Source organism: Egicoccus sp. AB-alg2, assembly GCF_041821065.1.
GTDB lineage: Bacteria > Actinomycetota > Nitriliruptoria > Nitriliruptorales > Nitriliruptoraceae > Egicoccus.
Genome location: NZ_JBGUAX010000007.1, coordinates 145,961 through 166,973 on the forward strand (window position 1 = coordinate 145,961; position 21,013 = coordinate 166,973).

A 21,013-nucleotide genomic window follows, 5' to 3' on the forward strand; every position below is an offset into this window, starting at 1 on the left:
GCACCTACACTCGATCCACCCCCGCCTTCCCGCCGGGCGAGGCTCGAGGAGAGGGACCGCGCGTGAACGAAGACGTGCTGCTGACGCTGATCCGTATCGGGGGCGCCGTGGCGCTGGTCGCCGTGGTCGGCACGCTGGCCGCCCGCCGGGTCCAGTTCCTCTACGGCCTGGTCAAGGTCGCCCGCCCGCAGCCCGAGCGCGTCACCCGCGACGCCATCATGGGCAACGTCAAGTACCTGTTCACCAAGATCCTCGGCCAGCAGAAGCTGCTGCGCTGGTCGCTGCCCGGCATCGCCCACTTCTTCGTGTTCTGGTCGTTCCTCGTCATCCAGACGACGCTGATCGAGGCGGTCGGGGAACTGTTCGACCCGACGTTCCAGATCCCGTTCCTCAATCGCATCGCGCTGTTCGGGGTCACCGCCTACGACCTGCTCGGGTTCCTGCAGGACAGCTTCATCCTGCTGACCACCGTGGGCATCGCGATCTTCGCCGTGATCCGCCTGGCGCTCGACCCCCGAAGGATCGGCCGTCGCAGCCGCTTCTCCGGCTCGAACCTCAACCAGGGCTGGTGGGTCCTGATGGGCGAGTTCCTGGTCGTGTGGACGCTGCTGGTCGCCCACGGCGTCCGGGCGGCGCTGGACCACGCCCCCACCGAGGCCGCCTTCCTCTCGATCCGCTTCGGCGAGCTGTTCGCGGGCATGAGCCCGTTCGCGCTGGAGCTCACCAGCGCGATCATGCTGATCGCCCACCTCGGCATCGTCGGCTGGTTCCTGCTGTTCACGCTCAACTCGAAGCACCTGCACATCGCCACGATCCCGTTCCAGGAGCTGTTCGCCCGCCAGCCCAAGGCGCTGGGCAAGCTCCCGACCGAGATCATCGACATGGAGAACATGGACGAGGACACGGTCCTCGGCGTGGGCAAGATCGAGGACTTTGGGTTCAAGCACGTCTTCGACATGTACACCTGCACGGAGTGCGGGCGCTGCCAGTCGCAGTGCCCGGCCTGGAACACCGGCAAGCCGCTGTCGCCCAAGATGCTGGTCATGGACCTGCGCGACCACCTCTACGCCAAGGGTCCCTTCCTGCTCGGCAAGCAGACCGAGGAGCAGGCCGCGGACGTGCTGAACATGCAGCTCGTCGGTGACACGCCCGGCCAGGACAACGCGGTCATCGACTACGACGTGCTGTGGTCGTGCACCACCTGCGGCGCCTGCGTCGAGGAGTGCCCGGTCGACATCGAGCACGTCGACATGATCATGGAGATGCGCCGCTACAAGACCATGATGGAGTCGAGCTTCCCGCAGGAGGCCGGCGTCATGCTCCGCAACGTGGAGAACGCCGGCGACCCGTGGGGCGTCGGACAGTCCAAGCGCGAGGAGTGGACGCAGAAGCTGGACTTCGACATCCCCGTGCTCACGCCCGGCACCGAGGCACCGGCCGACGTCGAGTACCTGTTCTGGACCGGGTGCGCGGGCGCGGTCGACGACCGCTCGAAGAAGATCACGCAGGCCACGGCGCAACTGCTGCACGACGCCGGGGTGTCGTTCGCGATCCTCGGCAAGAACGAGACCTGCAACGGTGACCCGGCCCGGCGTCTGGGCATGGAGTACCTGTTCCAGATGCTCGCGCAGCAGAACGTGGAGACGCTGAAGTCGATCGGCGCGGACACCACCAACCCGCGCGCGTCGGGCAACCACCTCAAGATCATCGCCTGGTGCCCGCACTGCTTCAACACGCTGAAGAACGAGTACCCGGACTTCGACGGGCACTTCGAGGTGCTGCACCACTCCGAGGTCCTGGCCCACCTGATCGACGAGGGTCGCCTGGTGGCGACCAAGGAGATCGAGGCCAAGATCACCTACCACGACCCGTGCTACCTCGGTCGCCACAACGAGGTGTATTCGACCCCGCGCAAGGTGGTCGACGCCGTCCCGGGGCTGCAGCCGACCGAGATGGGCCGCTGCCGGTCCAACGGCTTCTGCTGCGGCGCCGGTGGGGCCCGCATGTGGGTCGAGGAGCACATCGGCAAGCGGGTCAACATGGAGCGGGTCGAGGAGGCCCTCGAGATGGACCCGGACCTGATCTCCACCGCGTGCCCGTTCTGCACGACGATGCTGTCCGACGGCATCGCGCAGAAGGTCCAGGAGGGTTCGCTGGAGGAGGGCAAGGTCGAGGTGCTCGACATCTCCGAGGTGCTCCAGCGCGGCCGGCTGCTGCCGATGGCGACGCAGGGGGTCAAGGGCGGCGGCGGTGCCAGCGACCCGGCCCCGACCCAGGAGCCGGCCGGCCAGGCCTGAGCCGGCCGGCCAGGACTTGACCGGGCCGGCGAGATCGACGAAGCGGGTGCGGCCGGAGGCCGCACCCGCTTCACGTCTCGGTGATCAGCGGTGCAGAGCGGGTTCGGGTGCCTCTGCCTCGACGCCCACGTGCTCGTAGCCGCGTTGCGACAGGCGGCTGAGGACGACCAGCGTGCCCGCCAGCAGCCCGATGCCGAGCCACTGCGTGGCGGTGAGCGTGGTCCCGAACGCGAACCGGTTGATGATGATGGCGCTCAAGGGGAAGGCGAGCTCCGCGAGCGTGGCGGCGGAGGCGGGCGTACCCGCGAGGCCGCGGTAGTACAGCCACAACGCCAGCAGCCCCGGGACGGCCGCGAGGGCGAGCAGCGCGGGCACGTCGGTGGCCTGGACCACCGTGAAGCCCACCGGGCCCTCGTCGACCAGCAGGATCAGCGCGCTGGCCGGCAGCCCGATGGTGAAGCGCAGCGCGGTCAGCTCGGCCGGTGCGAACGTCGTCGACATGCCGCGCCCGAGGACCGTGCCGAGCCCCCACAGCGTCGCCGCGCCAACGGCCAGCAGCGCGGGCGCCAGCTGGGCGACGCTCGCCTGCGTCGGCTGCGGGATGCTGATGAGGTAGGCGCCGAGGATCGCGACGGCCGCGAACCCGCCCAGGCGTACGCGCGGGCGCTCGCCCAGCAGGGCCCAGGCGGCCGCGATCGCGATCAGCGGCTGCAGCTTCTGCAGCAGCAGCGGCGTCGTGGGGTCGCCGTAGCGGAACGCCATCGTGAACAGGAACGTCGCGGTCGCGGACGCCCCGATGCCGATCAGCGCCAGCGACGCGATCACGCGCGGCGTCCACTGCACGCGTCGCCAGGGGATCCGGGCCAGGAGCGGGATCGTCGCGAGCGTCAGGAACAGGTGTTCGTAGAAGACGACCACGCTGGCGGGCAGCTCCAGCGCGAGCCCGCGACGGAACAGGGCGTCCGTGCCCCACAGCGCGGCGGCGAGCGCCACGAAGACGATGCCGGGGACCACGCGGCGGCGGGCTGCGGACACGGTGACCTCCCACCGGTGAGGGGACGAGGAACCGTAACGCCTCGGCACGACGGCGCGCGGTCCGAACACGAAGCGGGCCCCCGGTGTGGAGAGCACCGGGGGCCCAAACGACCCGAGTTACAGGGATGTCCACGGGGCCCGGAGGGGACGTCCAGGCTCCCGGGGCGACCGTGAAGCCGCGAATCGGGTCGACCGTGAATCGACGAGGACGGGTCCGGGACAAAGACCGTGCCCTCGTGCTACCGCACCATACCGCGCCGGTAGCCCGATGTCACTAGTCCGTGACTGTCCGTATCGCCACGGCTGCGAAACGTCAGTGCCCGGCGGGTGTCGCCCGCGGGTCGTCGATCCGGTTGAGGTGGTAGCGCGAGGCGGTCGGCCCGCGCTGGCCCTGATACTTCGAGCCCGGCGCGTCGCTGCCGTAGGGGTGCTCGGCCGGCCGGTCGAGCTGGAAGAACGCGAACTGGGCGATGCGCATCCCCGGGTAGAGCAGGATCGGCAGCGTCGCCACGTTGGACAGCTCCAGCGTCACGTCCCCGTCGAAGCCGGCGTCGACGAACCCGGCCGTGCTGTGGATCACCAGGCCGAGCCGCGCGAGCGAACTCTTGCCCTCGATGCGGGCCACGAGGTCGTCGGGCAGGCCGATGCGCTCCAGCGTCGAACCCAGCACGAACTCACCCGGGTGGAGCACGAACGGCTCGCCGGCCGGGACCTCGACGAGGTCGGTCAGGTCCGGCTGCTCCTGGCGGACGTCGATCATCGCGTAGCGGTGGTTGGCGAAGACCCGGAATTGCGACGCGAGCCGCACGTCGACGCTGGAAGGCTGCACCGCACCCTCGCCGAGCGGATCGACGATCAGCCGGCCGGCGTCGAGGGCGTCGCGGATGGAACGGTCGGACAGGATCACGCGGGCTCCGGCTGGCATCGGGGTGGCGCGTTCCGGCCGCGTGTCGCGTTGCCAGCGCGCCCGTCGGGGCAGTACCTTCCGCAGCCGCGCCGGAGTGGTGGACGACCCTGCGATCCAGGGACGGGCGCCGCTCAGCGCGACCCGCGGGTGTAGCTCAATGGTAGAGCCCCAGCTTCCCAAGCTGGTGACGGGGGTTCGATTCCCCTCACCCGCTCCGTCCGTCCGTCCGCCGGCGATTGCCCGCTGGACTTCGGGGTCAGCCCCACCGTCCGTGAGCTGCCGTGCGATCGCGCTCGCCGGTGAGCCTCCGCTCTCGTCCGCCCCGGAACCGCTCTCTCGTCCTTCACGCCGGGTGGATCGCCGCCTCCAGCGCCGACCGCGTCGACGCATCGATCTCGGTCAGTCCGTGAGCGTCGGCGGCGTGCGCCGACGCCAGGCGGAGCACCTCCTCCCGGCTCTCGGCGGCGACGACCCCGTCGCATCCGCCCACGACATCGCCACAGCGCAGTTCCAACGTCATCGCCCTCGCCCGCTCCTCGTCAACTCCTCAGGTGGGTCTCGCCATCGCGAGGGCCTGCTCACGCGTCAGCTGCTGTTCGTGGATGTTCCGCGCGTGTTCCTGCGCGGCGGCCACCACCTCGTCATCGTCCTGCCCGTGCAGCGTGTAGCCGCAGGGGCACCGGATGAGCTTCGCGGATCCACTCACACCGACCTCCTCCGTGCGAGACTGAGCCCATCCTCGTCCATGGAGGTTGGCGAGACGTTGGCGTCGAACGTGCTGCGCTTCTACCTCACCGGCCGACTCGCGATCGAGGGTGCCCGCACGGTCGACCAAGCCGACTTGCCGGGGCGGCAAGGGCGGCTCGCACTCGTCTACCTCGTGCTCGAACGACATCGGCCCGTCCCGGTCGAGGAGCTGGCGGACGCGCTGTGGGGTGACACCCTCCCGCCCAGCTGGGACCGGTCCCTACGCGTCGTGGTCAGCAAGCTCCGCAGGGTGCTCCTCGCCGCTGTCGGACCGAGCGCACCCCCGGGCGACGGTCCCCCCGCCGGTCGCGACGAGACGGCCATCGATCGAAGCCCAGCCGACGAGGTGCTGGTCACGAGCGATTCCGGCTGTTACCAGGCACGACTCGGGGGCGCATGGATCGACGTCGAGGCAGCGGCCAACGCCGTCGACCGCGCCGGCGGCGCCTGGCGGCGGGGCGCCGTGGACGTCGTGTGGTCGGAAGCGACGGTGGCGGCGGCGATCACCCGCCGGCCATTGCTGCTCGGGGAGGACGGGCGACCGTGGATTCTGTCCGAGCGAGCACGACTCGACGGGCTACGTCGGCGCGCCCTGGAGTTGCTGGCCTCGGTGCATCTCGCCCGCAACGACATGGATCTCGCCCGTGACGTCGCCACGGAGCTGCTCACGCTCGATCCGCTTCGCGAGGCGAGCCACCGCCTGCTGATGCGGATTCATGCCGCCGCTGGCGACCGGGGCGAAGCGCTCCGCGTCCACCAGCGGCTGCGCGAGACACTGACCGAAGAGCTCGGGGTCGATCCGTCCTCGGAGACCCTCGAGCTCCACCGGGCCATCCTCCAGAGCGGCACGCCGGGGGCCGCGGGACCGTCCAGCCAGCACGACCACACCGGAGCGGAGCCGGAGACGAGCTGACACCGGCGTCGCGAAGACCCCTCTGCGAGGCACGAAACGCCCAGGTCAGTGCGGTTGTCCGCCGACCTGGGCGTCGTCGTTCCCGCCCGATGACGGGACGTGACCGATGCCGGTGTTGCCTGGGCTCAGGCCGGCCTACTCGCTGGCGCGGTGGCCTGCAGCATGCGCGTCAGTGCGATCGCCAGTGCGATCGTGCCCACGGCGAAGGGGATGCCCGGCGCGAAGGGCGGCAGACCCAGGTTGAAGCCGAGGTTGACCCCGATCGGCGTGAGTAGGACGACGATGCCGAGCCAGCGCGGGAGCGCACGGGAGCGCAGGAGCCCACCACCCACGAGGAACATCCCGACCGACACCAGCATCGGTCCCGTGTTGACCGCCAGGATGGCCGGGTGCTCGAAGTAGGCCCCGTGGATTTCGAAGGACGTCGCCGGGTCGACCTCGGTGAGCGCGAACCCGACGGCACCGTGGGCGATGTCGCCGACGGCCATCGTGATGGCTCCCAGCGTCATGGCGATGGCGCCCATCGCCGTCAGGGTGGCGCCCCGGTCACGCCGCAGGGCGTGAAGGAGGCCGGCCGCGCCGACGGCCACGATGGCGAAGCCGAACCCGAGCAGCAGGTGCGACGCCAGCCAGCGGGTCGGCGCCTCGGCGATCGCGATCGTGAGACCCACGTCCTCCGCCATCGCCGGCAGGTGCAGCGCCATCCCGGCGGCGGCGAGCAGCGACCCGACCACCAGGGCGGCAGGAGCACCGCGTCGGGCGATCGGGTGCGGTGACGACGAGCGCGACGACGCGGGGCCCGCGGTCGCGGAGCTGGTCGCCGTCGGTGACGTGCCGGACATGTGGACCTCCAGGGTCGGTGTCGGATCCCGTGCTCGGGTGTGCCGTCCACCCTGCTGGCGGGCGCCTCGCCGCGCGTCCACTGCCGGTCGTCACCTGGAGGCTTCCCGGGCGGATCTCCAGCCCCACGTGTCCGCCCGCTCGGACGACCTGGGTCGTACCTCGATGACGACCTGGATCTGACGTTCGGAGCGACCCTCCTTCGCTATCGTCGGCCGATGATCGCCATCTTCCGCCGACTGCCGCGCCCGCCGGCCACCGACGTCGCCATCGCCGCGGCGTTCGTCGCCATCGGCCAGGCCATCCACTGGGGCCAGCTGGACGGTCAGGTGACCTGGAGCGCGTCGCGTCCACTGAACGCGACGATGAACCTGCTCTTCCTCGTGCCGTTGGCGTGGCGGCGTCGCGCCCCGCTGGCCGCCGTGTCCTTCGCGGTGGCCGTGTACCTGTTGACCATGCCGGTCCTCGGGCACGACATCACGTTTCTGACGGGTGGCGTGCCGCTGATTCTGATGACTGCCTCCGCCGCCTACTGCTGCCCCCGCCCTCGGGCTGTGCTCGCGGCCATCGTCGGCGTCCTGGGACTGGCCGCCGCGTCGCTGTCCACGCCCGAGCTCAACCACTGGGACGCCTTCGCCTGGAACCTCGGGTTCCTGCTCGTCCCCTGGCTTGGGGCGCGCGGCATCCGTGTGCGCGAGCGCCGGGCCGCGGCGCTCGCCACCGAGCTCGCCGAGGAGCGGGCGGCCAGGGACGCTGCCCGGCGTGAGGCCGCCGCGGCGGAACGCGCCCACATCGCCCGCGAACTGCACGACATCGTCGCCCACAGCGTGTCGATGATGGTCATCCAGGTCGGCGCGGCACGGATGCGGTTGCAGCTCGGGGACGCCGAGGCGGAAACCCCGCTGCTCGACGCCGAGGAGGCCGGCAGGCAGACGCTCGACGACCTGCGCCGCCTCCTCGGGGTGCTGCGCGCCGACGAAGGCCTCGCCGGGGCCGGCGCGCATCCCGCGCCGCCGCAACCTGGCCTGGCGAGACTCGAGACGCTGATCGGGCCGGTCCGTGAGGCGGGGCTCGACGTCGACGTGCAGATCGCGGGCGACCCGGTGGCGCTCCCCGCCGGCCTCGACCTCACGGCCTACCGGATCGTGCAGGAGTCGCTGACCAACACGCTCAAGCACAGCGGCGCGGGCACGGCGACGGTACGACTCACCTACACGCCCACGACCCTGTCCATCGAGGTCGGCGACGACGGGGTGGTCGGCCCCCCGTCCGACGGCACCGGGCACGGCCTGGTCGGCATCGGCGAGCGGGTGGCGCTGTACGGCGGCACCGTCACCGTCGGACGCGACGAGCACGGCGCCGGCTGGCATGTGCGTACCGAGCTGCCCCTGCCGCCGCCTGCCGACGATCGGCACGCCGCAGCGGCCGTTCCCACCTCGTGATCCGCGTCCTCGTCGCCGACGACCAGGCACTCGTGCGTGGTGGGCTCGGCATGATCCTCGCCGCCCAGCCGGACATCGAGGTGGTCGGGATGGCGGAGGACGGCGCGCAGGCCGTCGACCTCGCGGCGGAGCTCGTGCCCGACCTCGTGCTGATGGACGTGCGCATGCCGGTGATGGACGGCCTGGAGGCCACCCGGCGGATCCTGGCCTCGTCGGGCGTGCGCCCGAAGGTGGTCATGCTCACGACCTTCGACGCCGACGAGTACGTGTACGAAGCCCTCGCGGCGGGGGCGTCGGGATTCCTGCTCAAGGAGACCCGTCCCGAGGTGCTCGCGGACTCGGTGCGCACGGTGGTCGGCGGCGAAGCCCTGCTGGCGCCGGCCGTCCTGCGCCGACTCGTGGACCGGCACGCCCCGACGTCCGACGGCGTCGATGCCAGCCGGCTCGCGGTACTGACCGACCGCGAGGTGGAGGTGCTGCGCCTGATCGCGCGCGGCGCGAGCAACGCGGAGCTGGCACGGACGCTGTGGATCAGCGAACCCACCGTGAAGACGCACATCACGCGCATCTTCCGGAAGCTGGACCTGCGTGACCGGGCCCAGGCCGTCGTGCTCGCCTACGAGACCGGCCTCGTGAAGCCCGGCGAACCCGGCTGACAGCCTCCCCGCTTCGCGGGCGAACCGACCGGCGCCCGTCACTTCACGCCGATCGCACCATCGACACGAGGTCGTCCGGCACGAGATGGAGGTAACGCGAGGCGTCCTCGGCGATGACCTTGCGCACGAAGGGGCATCTCGGCACGACCGCCAGCCCACGTTCCTCGACGTCAGCGAGCATGCCGGTCACGAGCTCCTTGCCGAGCCCTTCGCCGGCGTACGCCTCCTCGACCTCGGTGTGCAGGAACGTGATGCGCTGCCCGTCGAGCTGGTAGCCGGCGAACCCGGCGACCTCGCCGTCGACCACGATCTCGTAGCGGTGCTCGTCGGGGTCGTCGCGCACGGTCGCGTTCATGGGGGCCCTTCGGGCTCGGCGTCGTGGCCGAGGGTGCCACCGGTAGCGACGTGCCTCGCGACCCGATCCCTCCGTTCGGGCCCCTCAACCGGCCCAGCGGTCGGCGAGGAGCACCTCGAGGTGGTCCAGGACGTCGTGGCGCTCGACGGCGGAGCGGCCCTCGAGGTCGCACGCGGCCCGCGCCCGCTCCTGCACCTCCGCCACCGTCGCCTGCTGCTGGTCCCACGGCTCCGACTCGACCACGTCGGCGGCCTCGCGCATCTGCCGGCACGCACGCTCCTCGGCGCCGGTCCCGGCAGGGCCCCAGACGACCCCGTTGAGCTCATCATGGGCGGACGCGACGAGCGCGTACGTCGCCGAGTCCGGGCCACCGAGTCCGAGCAGCTCGCGGACCACGCCCGGACGGTCGTGCCCTCCTCGGACGCGCTCGCCACCGGTCAGGCCCTCCAGGGCCCACAGGCCGGCGGCCACCACCCCGAGGAGGCCGACCACCACGACGCCCGTCCGCCGCCCGGACCGGCGGGTCGTCTGCTGCTTCGTCACGCCGCTGCTCGCCCCTCGCTCGCCTGCGCAGGGACCCTAGTGGGCGCCGAAACGTCGGGCGGAGCGCCTCAACCCGTGCCCATGGGTTCGCGGCCGCGGCGGTCCCGGCGACTGCCGACGGCACGTCGGCGGCTGGGGCGCAGCGGTCGTGCCATGGCGCCCAGCAGCCCGCCGACGACCACGCCGGCGGTGTTCAGGATCAGGTCGTCGACGTTGGTGCCGCGCTCGGGGTGCAGCAGCTGCAGCACCTCGATGATCAGCGACACCGACGCACCGCCGGCGACGGCCGCGAGGTAGCGGGGACGCCGGCCCCGGAGCACGAAGAGGAAGCCGAGCGGCGCGAGCAGCAGGGTGTTGACCACCGCATAGGCGACCGGCGCGCCGTGCAGACGCTCGAACGGCGTGAGCACCACGTCGGGGCGGCCGCCGACCTCGAGGAAGGCGTCGAGCGGCGTGAGGGTCGCCACCGCGACGGCGACCAGCCAGCCCACGATGGCGCCGTCGATCCAGGCGTCGCTGGTCGCCCGGTGCGCCGCGCGACGGCGCCGCCAGACGAGCACGCCGACGAGGACACCGACGGGCAACGCCGCGGACGCGGCGGCGACGACGTCGATGGGGCCGAACACCGGTGCAGGACCTCGGGCACGAAGATGAGCGCAACGGGCCCACGCTATCCGCCGAGCACCGTCTGCTCCGCGGTCCGGGTGCAGACCGACGTCGGCGGTGCTGGCGCTTTCGTCCCGGCCGCCGGACCTTTCGGTCGGTCGGTCCGACCGGCCGAAGCGCCGTGGCAACGCACGGTCGCGTGCGCTGTAGGCGTGGACGGCTGACCAACGACCAGGATGGCTACAGTCTGGTGCCGGGCCCGTCGAGACCGTTGCGGGTCCGGTCCGGAGCCGGTTTGACCGTGCAACGCACCCGACGGAGCGTCAACGAGCGTCGTGAGGAGCTCGTGGACGCCACGTTGGCGATCCTTGCGACCGAAGGCCTGTCGGCGGCCACCACCCGCCGCATCACCGACGAAGCCGACATGGCACTCGGTGCCTTTCATTACGCGTTTCGCTCCAAGGACGAGTTGCTGCGTGCCGTCATCGAGCGGATGGCGAACCAGATCGACGACGCCATACGCGCCGCCGTGGCCGCCGATGGGGAGAACCTCGCCAGCGCCCTCGAAGCGATCGTGCAGGCGTACTGGGACTACGTCGAAGGCACGCCGCACGTCCAGCTCGCGCAGTTCGAACTCACCATCCACGCCTTGCGCGACCCGGACCTCGAGCCCCTCGCCGCGTGGCACTACCAGCGGTTGGCCGGCACCGTGTCCTCGGTCATCGCGACCGTTCCCGGGGCACCGGACGAGCTCGAGCGCGAGCAACTGGCTCGCTACCTCATCGCCACGATGGACGGGCTGATCCTGCACCACTGCGTGCAGGCCGACCTCACGTCCGCACGTGACCGGTTGCAGCGCTACCTCGCGGCTCTCCACGCGGCACCGTGGGCGCAGCACGTCAACGGCCAGGCGCGACCCGGCACCCCGGCCTAGCCGGAGCGGCGTCTGCGGCCCGACGCGCTCAGAGGCCCATCGAGCGGCCGATGATCTCCTTCATGATCTCGTTCGTGCCGCCGTAGATGCGCTGCACGCGGGCGTCCACGAAGGCCCGCGCGATCGGGTACTCGCGCATGTAGCCGTAGCCGCCGTGCAGCTGCACGCACTGGTCGACCACCCGTCCGAGCAGCTCCGTCGTCCAGTACTTGGCCATCGCGGCCTCGTCGACCCCGAGCCGTCCCTCGGTGTGCAGTTCGATGCAACGATCGACGAACTGCTGGCCGATCGTGACCTCGGTGCGCAGTTCGGCGAGGACGAAGCGCGAGTTCTGGAACGAGCCGATCGCGCGGCCGAACGCCTGCCGCTCCTTGCAGTAGGTGATCGTCTGCTCGAGCGCTGCCGCTGCCCCGGCGATGGCCGCGACGGCGATGGACAGCCGCTCCTGCGGAAGCGCCTGCATGAGGTGGACGAACCCGTGGCCCTCCTCGCCGAGGAGGTGGTCGGCGGGCACGCGCACGTCCTCGAAGAACAACTCGGCCGTGTCCTGCGCGTGCATGCCGATCTTGTCGAGCTTGCGGCCCCGCGTGAAGCCGGGCATGCCCTCCTCGACCAGGAGCAGGCTGATCCCGCCGTGCGCCGCGGACGGGTCGGTCTTGGCCACCACGATCACGAGGTCGGCGAGGATGCCGTTGGTGATGAAGGTCTTGGCCCCGTTCAGCAGGTAGCTGCCGTCGGGCTGACGCAGCGCGGTGGTGGCGACCGCGCCCAGGTCCGAGCCGGTGGCGGGTTCGGTCATCGCGATCGCCGTGACCGTGTCGCCGCTGGCCATCGCCGGCAGCCACCGCTTCTTCTGCTCGTCGGTGGCGTGCGCGAGCAGGTAGGGCACGACCACGTCGTTGTGCAGTGGGAAGCCCACCCCGCTGGCGCCGACGCGACTCAGCTCCTCGGTGATCACGACGTTGTAGCGGAAGTCCGGGACACCACCTCCGCCGTACTCCTCGGGGACGTCGGTGCACAGCAGCCCCTGCGCGCCGGCACGCCGCCACAGTTCGCGTGGCACGTGCCCCTGCTGCTCCCAGTCAGCGTGGTGGGGCGCGATCTCCTCGTCGACGAAACGCGCGACCGTGGCCCGGAAGGCCTCGTGCTCCTCGCCGAAGATGCGTCGCTCCACGACCGGCTCTCTCCCGTCCACTCGGAACGATCCCTGACAGATCGTTCGCCCTCCCAGGCGACGGTAGCGCCTTCGCGGCCCTCGGCGTCATCCGTGGCGCACGGTTCCTCGCCACCCCTTGGCACCGGACCTTCGTCCAGGGTAGGAACACCCCCGCTATTCACCGGGGGATGGGAGTCCCTGTGACGATGGGAGCACACGTGTTCAGACGCCGATTGGCGGCCGCACTGGCCGCCGCAGCCCTGCCCTTGTCCGCACTACCGACGGTGGCGGTCGCCCAGGAGGCCGCGCCGGGAGCCTCGGAGAACGCGCCGTTCGGGCGCCTGCCCGAGGACCGTGGCCCGGCCATCGATGTCCCGGGGCGCCGCGTGGTGGAGTCGACGCCGCGCGAGACCCTGCCAGGGCAGCCGCGCAACGACGTGATCGAGGACGTGCCGGTCGACCCCGGCGACGCCTCGATCCCGCTCAACCTGATCCCGTACCACGAGATCCCGCCGGCGCTGCGCGCTCTGCAGGAGAGCGACCGGATCAGCGTGGAGATCATCGGGCAGTCGGTGCAGGGCCGCGACCTGCACCTCGTGGTCGCCACCAGCCCGATGAGCAACGCCGAGTGGGCGGAGTGGCAGGAGCTGTCGGACCTGCGCACGGCCGACCCCGACGCGGCCATGGCCCTGCTCGAGGCCGGCGGGTACGACGACTGGAAGTCGCCGCTGTTCATCAACAACAACATCCACGGCAACGAGTGGGAGGGCACCGACGCGGCGCTGGAGGTGCTTGAGGACCTGGCGTTCTCCGACGACGCGGAGACCGTCAAGTTGCTCGACGAGCACGTGATCGCCTTCGTGGTCACCAACAACCCGGACGGGCGCGTGAACGCGACGCGGGCGAACGCCAACGGCTTCGACATGAACCGCGACTACATCACGCAGTCGCAGCCCGAGGTCCGCATCGTCCGTGACCAGATCATCCGCTACGACCCGCTGACGTTCCTCGACCAGCACGGCTACGTGGGCTGCACGCTGATCGAGCCGACCACCGGGCCGCACGGCGACAACTACGAGTACGACCTCTACATCCGTCACGCGCTGCGCAACGCGCTGTCGATGGAGCAGGCCGTCGTCGCGCTGGGCCAGACCTATCCGAACGCGACGTGTTCCGACGGGCAGGGCGGCCAGCGCACCCGCATCCCCTACCGCAACAACACCACCGGCTGGGACGACTGGCCGCCGATCTTCACCCCGATGTACGCGATGTACCACGGCTCGGTCGGGCACACCATCGAGTTCCCGTTGAACCCGCGCAGCAGCGCCCTGACGGAAGCCGACCGGCACGAGCGGACCCGGATCAACACCGCCATCTCGCGCGCCACGATGGAGGGCAACTTCGCCTACGCCAACGAGAACCGGATCGAGCTGCTCAGGGACCAGATCGAGATCTACCGCCGCGGCGTCCACGGTGAGCCGCTGCGCCCGATCGACGACCCGCTCGCCCTCGAGTTGGCGGCCGGCGACAACGCCCAGACGGTGGAGATCGACCTGCCCCGTGCCTACGTGATCCCGGTCGGCGACGTCCAGCGCAGCGACTCGGCGGCGGCACGCGTCGTGCAGTTCCTGCTCGACAACGACGTCGAGGTGCAGCGGGCCGAGAAGGCGTTCACGCTGAACGGCACGCGCTACCCGGCGGGCTCGTACGTGGTCGACGGGCACCAGGCCAAGCGCGGCATGGCCAACGTCATCCTCGACACCGGCCGTGACGTCACCGACGCCTACCCGACGATGTACGACATCGCGGCGTGGAGCATCGGTGAGCTGTGGGGTGCCCGCGTGGACCGCATCGCGGACGGCAGCCTCGACAACGTGCGTTCGGCCCCGATCCACGCGCCGGTCCGGACCGGGTCGGTCGCACCGGGCAACCGCTCGCACTACGCCTTCACCGTGGACTCGAAGTTCGGCGTGCAGGCCGTCAACGACCTGCTGACCGCGGGCGTCGAGCTGTCGCGGACGCCGGACGGCACGTTCGTCGTGCCCGGCTCGGCGCTCGCACAGATCCGTGAACTGGCCACGACCCGTGGGATCGTCTTCGAGGCGATCACCCCCGCACGGGTGCGGACGGCGGAGCCGTTCGACACCTTCCGGATCGGCATCAGTGCGCCGAACGACGAGGCGTACGCGCTGCGCGAACTCGGCTACGACGTCACGGTCGTCAACCACACGGGCTTCAACAACGGCTCGTACGCGTTCGACGACTTCGATGCCTTCTACGTCAGCAGCACGGCGTTCAACCCGCTGAACCTGAACGCCACCCAGCAGCAGGCCTTCGCGGACTGGCTGGCGGCGGGCAACGCGGTCGCGCTGCGTGGCGCGAACGGCAAGACCTTCAGCGACCGTGCCCAGCTCTTGGTCACGGAGCTGGGTCCGGTCCGCAGCGACGCCAACGGCATCGTGGCGGTGGTCAACGATCCCGACTCCCGGATCACCGGTGACGCCGGGCCACGCTCGTTCGTGAACTCGCCGCGCTGGTTCACGAGCTACCCGGAGACCGCGAACGTCGACCAGCACCTGGCCGAGGGGGACTTCTTCCTCGCCGGCCACTGGATCGGCAACGCGGCCGCGGCGGGACAGCCGGTGGTGATCAGTGACACGGCGCGCGGCGCCCACGTCACGATGTTCACCACCGAGCCGCTGTACCGCAACCACTCGGAGGGCCTGTTCATCCAGGTCGCCGAGGCGTTGTGGGCCACGGCCGACTGACCCACGCGCACGCAGCAGGACCGGTGGGCCGGCGCGATTCGCGCCGGCCCACCGCCGTTTCTCCGTCGGGTCAGATGAGACCCTGACGTTGCAGGGCGACCACGCCGATCACGGTCAGCACCGCGCCCACCCCGACACGCAGCCAGAGCGCGATCAGCCGGCCGCGCGGCAGCTCCTCGCCGGCCGTGGCGCCCGGGAACTCGCCGGTGCGCCGGTAGCGCAGCAGGGCGGCCAGCGTGCCGAGCGCCATCGCCGCCCCCACCGCCGCGAAGCTGCCGACCAGCAGGAAGGACCAGGACGGGTCACTCATGGACGACTCTCGAAGGCGGCGATTCGAACGCGACAGTCTACGGTGACGGGCAGGACCCCCGATCACGATGCGAGGCACCTGCATGTCCCGGAACCGCCGCCCGCGCTCGTTGGCCGGCCTGCTGCTGGCCGCCTGTGTGCTCGTCGTCGGCTGCGGCGACCAGGAGGCCGCCGACCAGCCGCCGGGACTGGACGCCGGCGATCCCGAGGCGACCGAACCGGCGCCGGGCGAGGACGAGGGTGAGACCGGGGCCGAGGAGGACTTCATGCCGCTGGACGGTGATCCCGAGGAGCTGGTCATCCGCGACGCCGCCGACCGCGCGGGTGTCGAGCTGGGCGAGGTCCAGGTCGTCAGCAACGAACCGGTGACCTGGTCCGACGGCTCGCTCGGCTGCCCGGAGGAGGGCCAGTTCTACACGCAGGCGCTGGTCGAGGGCTACCGCATCGTGGTCGAGGCCGGCGGCGAGTCCATGGAGTACCACGGCCAGGCCGGCCAGGCGCCGTTCTACTGCGAGGACCCACAGGAGCCGGTGCAGGACGAAGGCACCGTCGAGGAGTGACGGGTCAGTTCAGGGAGGGGTCGGCGGGGAAGGTCGAGAACAACGCCAGCTCGTCGCGCTGGCGGCGCAGGACCGCCTGCCAGAGTCGGTCGGGCTGGTGCGTGAAGACGTCGGTCGGCTCGGCGTCGACGGTGAACCACGCCCCCGCGTCGATCTCGCTCTCCAGCTGCCCGGGACCCCAGCCGGCGTAGCCGGCGAACACCCGCACCCGTTCCAGGTCGGTCGCCGCCAGCACCGGGTCGTCGGCGAGGTCGACGAGGCGCACCCGGTCGAGTCGGGTCGAGAAGCCCTCGTCGGCCGGCACGGCCGCGTGGGCGCGGCCGAGCGCCACCACGGCCGTAGGCTCGACCGGCCCGCCGCCGAAGACGACGGGAGGTGACGCGACCAGGTCGCTCCAGCCCGTCAGCGTGTCGTCCACCGCCAGGTCCGACGCGCGGTTGAGCACGACCCCCAGGGCCCCGTCGTCGTCGTGGTCCAGGACGAGCACCACGGAGCGGGCGAAGTTGGGATCCTCGAGTGCGGGTGTCGCGACGAGGAGCCGTCCGGTCTGCCAGTCGTGCATGTCGGTCGCCTCCGCTCGCGGAAAAACCGTACCGCGAACCGGGGGCCTCGCGTGACCGACCGGCGGTGCCGCCGGTCGGCCACGCGGACGGTCTCAGCCCGGGGAGCCGGTCAGCCGATCGCGTCGGCCAGCACCTCGACGAGCCGGTCGACCTCGGACTCGGTCACGACCAGCGGCGGCGCCAGGCGGACGGTGGTCTCGTGGGTGTCCTTGGCGAGCACGCCGTTCGCCAGCATCCGCTCGCAGACGTCCCGCGCCGGCCTGCCCGGCACCAGCTCGATGCCGGCCCACAGACCGATCGTTCGCACCTCGGCGACCTTGTCGGACGGCAGCGCGTGCAGCCCGGCCGCCAGGCGGGCGCCCAGCTCGCGGCCGCGGGCCTGGAACTCGCCGGTCTCCAGCAGGCCGATGACGGCGCGGCCGACGGCGCAGGCCAGCGGGTTGCCCCCGAAGGTGCTGCCGTGCGAGCCGGGGGTGAACACGTCCATCAGCTCGCGGCGGGCGGTGATGGCGGACACCGGCACCACGCCGCCGCCCAGGGCCTTGCCGAGCAGGAAGACGTCCGGCACGACGTCCTCGAGCTCGCAGGCGAACGTCGTCCCCGTGCGCCCCAGTCCCGACTGGATCTCGTCGGCGAGGAACAGCACGCCGCGCTCGTGGGTGATGCGGCGCACCTCGCGCAGGTAACCGGCCGGCGGGATGCGGATGCCCGCCTCGCCCTGGACCGGCTCGAGGAGCACGGCCACGGTGGTGTCGTCGATGGCCGCCTCGATCGCGGCCGCGTCGCCGTAGGGCACCTGGCGGAACCCGGGCGCATAGGGGCCGAAGTCGTCGCGGGCGTCGGGGTCGGTGGAGAAGCCCACGATCGTGGTGGTGCGGCCGTGGAAGTTCTCGCGCGCGACCAGGATGGTCGCCTGGTCACGCGGGACGCCCTTGACGCGATAGCCCCAACGACGGGCCAGCTTGATGGCGGTCTCCACCGCCTCGGCGCCGGTGTTCATCGGCAGGACGGCGTCCATGCCGGTGAGGCGGGCCAGGTCGCTGCAGAACGGCCCGAACTGGTCGTGGTGGAAGGCGCGGCTGGTGAGCGTCACCCGGCGCAGCTGCGCCTCGGCCGCACCGATCAGCGTGGGGTGCCGGTGCCCGAAGTTGAGCGCCGAGTAGCCGGCGAGCGCGTCGAGGTAGCGCCGGCCGTGCACGTCGGTGACCCACGCGCCCTCGGCCTCGGCGATGACCACGGGCAGCGGGTGGTAGTTGTGCGCCGCGTGGGCCTCGAGCGCGTGCAGGTCGGTGGTGGTCGTGGTCACGACAGCTCCTCTTGGGTCACTCCGGGCGCGGGGTGCAGGTCGTATGCCCCGGGCGCGGGGTGCAGGTCGAAGGCCTCGTGCCCGAGGCTCTGATCGGGGGTCTCGGGCGCGGGCCGCAGTTCCAGTGTGCAGCACTTCACGCCGCCGCCGGACTTCCGAAGCTCCGACAGGTCGATCGGGATCGGGACGTAGCCGCGCTCGGCCAACCGGTGGACGAGGTGGTCGGCCTCGTGCGCGACGACGACGTGCCGGCCGTCGCTGACGGCGTTCAATCCCAGCACCAGCGCGTCCTGCTCGCTGGCCACGATCGCGTCCGGGTAGCGGCGCGCCAGCTCGGCCCGCCCGACGTCGTCGAACGCCCCCGGGTAGTAGGCGACGTTGTCGTCGTCCAGGGCGAACACGGCGACGTCGAGATGGTAGAAGCGCGGATCCACCAGCCGCAGGGACACGACCTCGCGCCCGGTGAGGCGCGCCAACTCGGCGTGGGCACGGATGTCGGTGCGGAACCCGGTCCCGGCCAGGATCGTGTCGCCGACGACGACGTAGTCGCCTTCGCCCTCGTTGACGTACGACGGTTCGTGCACCACCTCGATGCCGGCGTCGGAGAGCGCCTCGCGGTAGAGCGCGGCCTCCGGCGCCCGCTGCGGTGTGGCGAACCTGGCGCCGACCGCGATGCCGCCCACGACCACCCCGCCGTTGGCGGCGAACACCATGTCGGGCAGCCCGGGTGCGGGGGTGGCACGCACGACGTCGTGGCCGAGGCTCTCGTAGACGGCGACGAGGTCCTCCCACTGGCGAATCGCGCGCTGGCGGTCGACCGGCGCCGACGGGTCCATCCACGCATTGATCGCGTAGGCCACCTCGAAGTGGGTGGGCGGCGTCATCAGGAAGCGACGGCGCGTGGCCTGGCGGTCGGTCTGCTCGGGCGCCGGCTGCATCAGCGGGGGCTGCCGGCCATCGGCGACGGACACGTCGGGTCGCCGGCCGTCGGGGACGGCGGGAACGCTCACGGGGGCACACCTCCTGCACACGGTGCGGCGATCGAAGCGCGCAACGTACGCTGTGGTCAGATGTCCCAACATCGGCGAGACTTGCGAACCAGGAGCGAATCGTTGCGTCTTGATGGGCTGGACGAGCGGATCGTTGCGTGGCTGTCCAGCGACGCACGGGCGAGCTACCGGGAGATCGGCGACGCGATCGGGCTCTCCGCGCCGGCGGTGAAACGCCGGGTCGACCGTCTGGTCGACGAGGGCGTGATCGAACGCTTCTCCGCGGTCATCGACCCGCGCGCGCTGGGATGGACGACCGAGGCCTTCATCGAGCTGTTCTGTGAGGGCCGGACCCCACCCACGCTGATCGGTACGGCCCTGTCCCGCCACCCCGAGGTGGTGGGCGCCTACACCATCACCGGGGACCCGGACGCGCTCGTCCACGTCCGCGCGCGGGACACCGCGCACCTCGAGGAGACCCTCGAACAGATCCGCAGCGAGCCGTTCGTGGCGCGGACGCGGTCCGTGCTGGTCCTCTCGCGCCTGCTCGAACGCCAGGTCCGGCCGACGGAGCGAGGTGGCACCTGATCAGTCGCGCGCCGGACGGTCCTCGCGCGGCGCGCTGACGGCCGCGACGGTCTCGTCCGCCCCGTCGGCGGCGGCCGTCGCCTGTTCGATGGCCGCGGCGTCGACCGGCCGCAGCAGGAGCCGGCCGAGCAGGACGCAGGTGGTGGCCAGCAGCGCGGGCCAGCGCACGCCGTACGCCTCCGCCACCAGTCCGCCGGTCAGGCCGCCGAGGGGTGCGGCGATCAGGGCCACGAAAGCGCTGGTGGCGGTCACCCGCCCGAGCAGCGAAGCGGGGACCAGCTGTTGGCGCAGGACACGCACGCCGACGTTCCAGGTCATCCCGGTCGCGCCCAGCAGCATGACGCCCACGGCCGTGACGGCGGGGTCGGCGACCAGCGCGATCGTGGCGACGACGCCGGCGACGAACACCGAGGTCCGCCGCAGCAGGCGCGACAACCCGACACGGCGAAGCAGCCGGTCGGCGACCAGGGAGCCGAGCACGCCGCCCAACGCGACCGCCGCCAGGAACCAGCCGTAGGCCTGGGCGGGCAGTCCGAGCGGTCCGACCACGAAGACCGGGAACACCGCGAAGAACGCCATGTTCCCGAAGTTGACGATCCCGGCCACGATCGCGAGGCGACGCAGCACGACATGACGGCCGAGGTAGCCGACCCCGTCGCGCAGGTCCCGGCGCAGCTGGCCGCGGGCGTGCGGCTCCGGCGTGGCGGCCGCGCGGAGGCGCAGACGCGCCACGAGCGCCGCGGCGAGGGCGAACAGCAGCGCCGGCCCGCCCAGGACGAGCGCCGCGCCGGCGCCGGCGAGGAAGCTGCCGACCGGAGCACCGACGGCGTCGTTCATGACCACCTGGGTGCCGCCGAGGCGGGCATTGGCCCGGCCCAGGTCCTCGCGTGGGACCAGCATGGGCACCGCGGTCTGTGCCGTCGTGTCGACGACGATCTCGCTGCCGCCCGCCAGCGCGGCGACGGCGTAGACGAGGGCGAGGTGCAACTCGCCCAGGACGACGGCGACGGTGGCCGCCAGCAGGCCAACGACGCGCAGGACGTTGAAGGCGACGAGCAGGTGGCGGCGGTCCACACGGTCGGCCAGGACGCCGGCCGGCAGGGCGGTGAGCGCCATCGGCAGTTGCAGGGCGACGGCAACACCGGCGACCAGCGCGGGCGAGTCGGTCACCTGCAGCGCCAGCACCGGCAGGCCGGCGAACAGGATCCCGTCCGCGAGGTTGGACGCGCCGGCTCCCAGCCACAGCTGCCCGAAGCCGGCGCGTTGACCGACGCTGGCGGTCGCCGGCGCCGTCATCGATCGGTCGCCTGGCCGCCGTCGCGGCGCGGCCGGGTGTCGACCGGTCGCGTGCTCCCCTGCCGGCGGTCGCGCCGGGCCTGGCGGCGGGCGCTGCGCTCGGTGCGACGCGCGCGGCGGGTCTGGCGGCGAGCCGCGGCGTCCGCCCGGGCCGCGGCGGTCTCGAGTGTGGCGAGGTCGGCGAGTTGGTCCGGGTGCATGGC

22 protein-coding genes, 1 tRNA gene and 1 pseudogene are annotated in these 21,013 nt (G+C 71.7%); 9 read left to right on the top strand and 15 right to left on the bottom strand.

Annotation, left to right across the window (positions count from 1 at the left end):
* Positions 1-62 precede the first annotated feature (62 nt).
* The gene (locus ACERM0_RS14845; RefSeq protein ID WP_373679393.1) at positions 63-2,297 is read left to right on the top strand and encodes a (Fe-S)-binding protein; all 2,235 of its coding nucleotides are present in this window, start codon (positions 63-65) and stop codon (positions 2,295-2,297) included.
* Between the two features lie 84 nt (positions 2,298-2,381).
* Here the strand turns inward: ACERM0_RS14845 and ACERM0_RS14850 are convergent, their stop codons facing one another.
* Positions 2,382-3,332, bottom strand: a complete 951-nt coding sequence (locus ACERM0_RS14850; RefSeq protein WP_373679394.1) for a DMT family transporter — start codon at positions 3,330-3,332, stop codon at positions 2,382-2,384.
* Positions 3,333-3,645: 313 nt separating this feature from the next.
* Complete coding sequence (dcd, locus tag ACERM0_RS14855; RefSeq protein ID WP_373679395.1) at positions 3,646-4,239, bottom strand: dCTP deaminase; 594 nt, start codon at positions 4,237-4,239, stop codon at positions 3,646-3,648.
* Positions 4,240-4,382: 143 nt separating this feature from the next.
* Here dcd and ACERM0_RS14860 point away from each other — a divergent pair.
* Positions 4,383-4,453, top strand: a tRNA-Gly gene (locus ACERM0_RS14860).
* 129 nt (positions 4,454-4,582) lie between these two features.
* Here ACERM0_RS14860 and ACERM0_RS14865 read toward each other — a convergent pair.
* Both ACERM0_RS14865 and ACERM0_RS14870 read right to left on the bottom strand, forming a co-directional pair.
* A complete protein-coding gene (locus tag ACERM0_RS14865; RefSeq protein ID WP_373679396.1) occupies positions 4,583-4,759 on the bottom strand; it encodes a DUF1059 domain-containing protein in 177 nt (58 codons plus the stop codon).
* Positions 4,760-4,786: 27 nt separating this feature from the next.
* Positions 4,787-4,945, bottom strand: a complete 159-nt coding sequence (locus tag ACERM0_RS14870; RefSeq protein ID WP_373679397.1) for a DUF1059 domain-containing protein — start codon at positions 4,943-4,945, stop codon at positions 4,787-4,789.
* A gap of 39 nt (positions 4,946-4,984) precedes the next feature.
* Here ACERM0_RS14870 and ACERM0_RS14875 point away from each other — a divergent pair, with 39 nt between their 5' ends.
* The gene (locus ACERM0_RS14875) at positions 4,985-5,899 is read left to right on the top strand and encodes a BTAD domain-containing putative transcriptional regulator (protein WP_373679398.1); all 915 of its coding nucleotides are present in this window, start codon (positions 4,985-4,987) and stop codon (positions 5,897-5,899) included.
* Positions 5,900-6,024: 125 nt separating this feature from the next.
* Here ACERM0_RS14875 and ACERM0_RS14880 read toward each other — a convergent pair whose 3' ends face one another.
* Positions 6,025-6,741: a hypothetical protein gene (locus ACERM0_RS14880; protein WP_373679399.1), complete on the bottom strand. Its 717-nt coding sequence runs from the start codon at positions 6,739-6,741 to the stop codon at positions 6,025-6,027.
* 216 nt (positions 6,742-6,957) lie between these two features.
* On the opposite strand from ACERM0_RS14880, the gene ACERM0_RS14885 reads away from it, so the two are divergent.
* Together ACERM0_RS14885 and ACERM0_RS14890 are read left to right on the top strand one after the other, a co-directional pair.
* Entirely contained in the window at positions 6,958-8,181 is a 1,224-nt protein-coding gene (locus ACERM0_RS14885; protein WP_373679400.1) for a sensor histidine kinase, read from the top strand.
* A complete protein-coding gene (locus tag ACERM0_RS14890) occupies positions 8,178-8,837 on the top strand; it encodes a response regulator (protein WP_373679401.1) in 660 nt (219 codons plus the stop codon). Before ACERM0_RS14885 ends, ACERM0_RS14890 begins: the two co-directional genes overlap by 4 nt.
* Positions 8,838-8,880: 43 nt before the next feature.
* Here ACERM0_RS14890 and ACERM0_RS14895 read toward each other — a convergent pair.
* The 3 genes and pseudogenes from ACERM0_RS14895 to ACERM0_RS14905 all read right to left on the bottom strand — a co-directional run.
* Positions 8,881-9,222, bottom strand: a pseudogene (locus ACERM0_RS14895) (GNAT family N-acetyltransferase); the annotation flags it as partial.
* Positions 9,223-9,276: 54 nt separating this feature from the next.
* Positions 9,277-9,735: a hypothetical protein gene (locus tag ACERM0_RS14900; RefSeq protein WP_373679402.1), complete on the bottom strand. Its 459-nt coding sequence runs from the start codon at positions 9,733-9,735 to the stop codon at positions 9,277-9,279.
* Between the two features lie 68 nt (positions 9,736-9,803).
* Positions 9,804-10,361, bottom strand: coding sequence for a VanZ family protein (locus tag ACERM0_RS14905; RefSeq protein WP_373679403.1), 558 nt, complete (start codon positions 10,359-10,361; stop codon positions 9,804-9,806).
* A 281-nt stretch (positions 10,362-10,642) separates the two neighbouring features.
* Between ACERM0_RS14905 and ACERM0_RS14910 the strand changes: the two genes are divergently transcribed.
* Positions 10,643-11,275 carry a TetR/AcrR family transcriptional regulator gene (locus ACERM0_RS14910; RefSeq protein ID WP_373679653.1) on the top strand — a complete coding sequence of 211 codons (633 nt, stop codon included), beginning with the start codon at positions 10,643-10,645 and terminating at the stop codon, positions 11,273-11,275.
* A 28-nt stretch (positions 11,276-11,303) separates the two neighbouring features.
* On the opposite strand, the gene ACERM0_RS14915 is transcribed toward ACERM0_RS14910, so the two are convergent.
* Entirely contained in the window at positions 11,304-12,449 is a 1,146-nt protein-coding gene (locus tag ACERM0_RS14915) for an acyl-CoA dehydrogenase family protein (protein WP_373679404.1), read from the bottom strand.
* Between the two features lie 200 nt (positions 12,450-12,649).
* Here ACERM0_RS14915 and ACERM0_RS14920 point away from each other — a divergent pair, with 200 nt between their 5' ends.
* Positions 12,650-15,199 (top strand): M14 family zinc carboxypeptidase, encoded by a 2,550-nt coding sequence (locus ACERM0_RS14920; protein WP_373679405.1) that lies wholly within the window; start codon positions 12,650-12,652, stop codon positions 15,197-15,199.
* A 70-nt stretch (positions 15,200-15,269) separates the two neighbouring features.
* On the opposite strand, the gene ACERM0_RS14925 is transcribed toward ACERM0_RS14920, so the two are convergent.
* Complete coding sequence (locus ACERM0_RS14925; RefSeq protein WP_373679406.1) at positions 15,270-15,509, bottom strand: hypothetical protein; 240 nt, start codon at positions 15,507-15,509, stop codon at positions 15,270-15,272.
* 82 nt (positions 15,510-15,591) lie between these two features.
* Here ACERM0_RS14925 and ACERM0_RS14930 point away from each other — a divergent pair, with 82 nt between their 5' ends.
* A complete protein-coding gene (locus tag ACERM0_RS14930; RefSeq protein WP_373679407.1) occupies positions 15,592-16,068 on the top strand; it encodes a hypothetical protein in 477 nt (158 codons plus the stop codon).
* Positions 16,069-16,072: 4 nt separating this feature from the next.
* Here the strand turns inward: ACERM0_RS14930 and ACERM0_RS14935 are convergent, their stop codons facing one another.
* From ACERM0_RS14935 to ddaH, 3 genes are all read right to left on the bottom strand, one after another.
* The gene (locus tag ACERM0_RS14935; RefSeq protein WP_373679408.1) at positions 16,073-16,630 is read right to left on the bottom strand and encodes a YqgE/AlgH family protein; all 558 of its coding nucleotides are present in this window, start codon (positions 16,628-16,630) and stop codon (positions 16,073-16,075) included.
* A 110-nt stretch (positions 16,631-16,740) separates the two neighbouring features.
* Positions 16,741-17,937: an ornithine--oxo-acid transaminase gene (gene rocD / locus ACERM0_RS14940; RefSeq protein WP_373679409.1), complete on the bottom strand. Its 1,197-nt coding sequence runs from the start codon at positions 17,935-17,937 to the stop codon at positions 16,741-16,743.
* Positions 17,934-18,947, bottom strand: a complete 1,014-nt coding sequence (ddaH, locus tag ACERM0_RS14945; protein ID WP_373679410.1) for a dimethylargininase — start codon at positions 18,945-18,947, stop codon at positions 17,934-17,936. Before ddaH ends, rocD begins: the two co-directional genes overlap by 4 nt.
* A 102-nt stretch (positions 18,948-19,049) precedes the next feature.
* Here ddaH and ACERM0_RS14950 point away from each other — a divergent pair, with 102 nt between their 5' ends.
* A complete protein-coding gene (locus ACERM0_RS14950; RefSeq protein ID WP_373679411.1) occupies positions 19,050-19,514 on the top strand; it encodes an Lrp/AsnC family transcriptional regulator in 465 nt (154 codons plus the stop codon).
* On the opposite strand, the gene ACERM0_RS14955 is transcribed toward ACERM0_RS14950, so the two are convergent.
* Both ACERM0_RS14955 and ACERM0_RS14960 read right to left on the bottom strand, forming a co-directional pair.
* Complete coding sequence (locus tag ACERM0_RS14955; protein ID WP_373679412.1) at positions 19,515-20,810, bottom strand: MFS transporter; 1,296 nt, start codon at positions 20,808-20,810, stop codon at positions 19,515-19,517.
* The gene (locus ACERM0_RS14960; protein ID WP_373679413.1) at positions 20,807-21,010 is read right to left on the bottom strand and encodes a hypothetical protein; all 204 of its coding nucleotides are present in this window, start codon (positions 21,008-21,010) and stop codon (positions 20,807-20,809) included. The genes ACERM0_RS14955 and ACERM0_RS14960 overlap by 4 nt, the downstream gene beginning before the upstream one ends.
* Positions 21,011-21,013 lie beyond the last annotated feature (3 nt).

Bases quoted from the DNA above. Each gene is read 5' to 3' on its own strand.
- ACERM0_RS14880 (WP_373679399.1), bottom strand. From the start codon at position 6,741: ATGTCCGGCACGTCACCGACGGCGACCAGCTCCGCGACCGCGGGCCCC.
- ACERM0_RS14885 (WP_373679400.1), top strand. From the start codon at position 6,958: ATGATCGCCATCTTCCGCCGACTGCCGCGCCCGCCGGCCACCGACGTC.
- ACERM0_RS14865 (WP_373679396.1), bottom strand. From the start codon at position 4,759: ATGACGTTGGAACTGCGCTGTGGCGATGTCGTGGGCGGATGCGACGGG.
- ACERM0_RS14925 (WP_373679406.1), bottom strand. From the start codon at position 15,509: ATGAGTGACCCGTCCTGGTCCTTCCTGCTGGTCGGCAGCTTCGCGGCG.
- ACERM0_RS14955 (WP_373679412.1), bottom strand. From the start codon at position 20,810: ATGACGGCGCCGGCGACCGCCAGCGTCGGTCAACGCGCCGGCTTCGGG.
- ACERM0_RS14935 (WP_373679408.1), bottom strand. From the start codon at position 16,630: ATGCACGACTGGCAGACCGGACGGCTCCTCGTCGCGACACCCGCACTC.
- ACERM0_RS14960 (WP_373679413.1), bottom strand. From the start codon at position 21,010: ATGCACCCGGACCAACTCGCCGACCTCGCCACACTCGAGACCGCCGCG.
- ACERM0_RS14930 (WP_373679407.1), top strand. From the start codon at position 15,592: ATGTCCCGGAACCGCCGCCCGCGCTCGTTGGCCGGCCTGCTGCTGGCC.
- ACERM0_RS14875 (WP_373679398.1), top strand. From the start codon at position 4,985: ATGGAGGTTGGCGAGACGTTGGCGTCGAACGTGCTGCGCTTCTACCTC.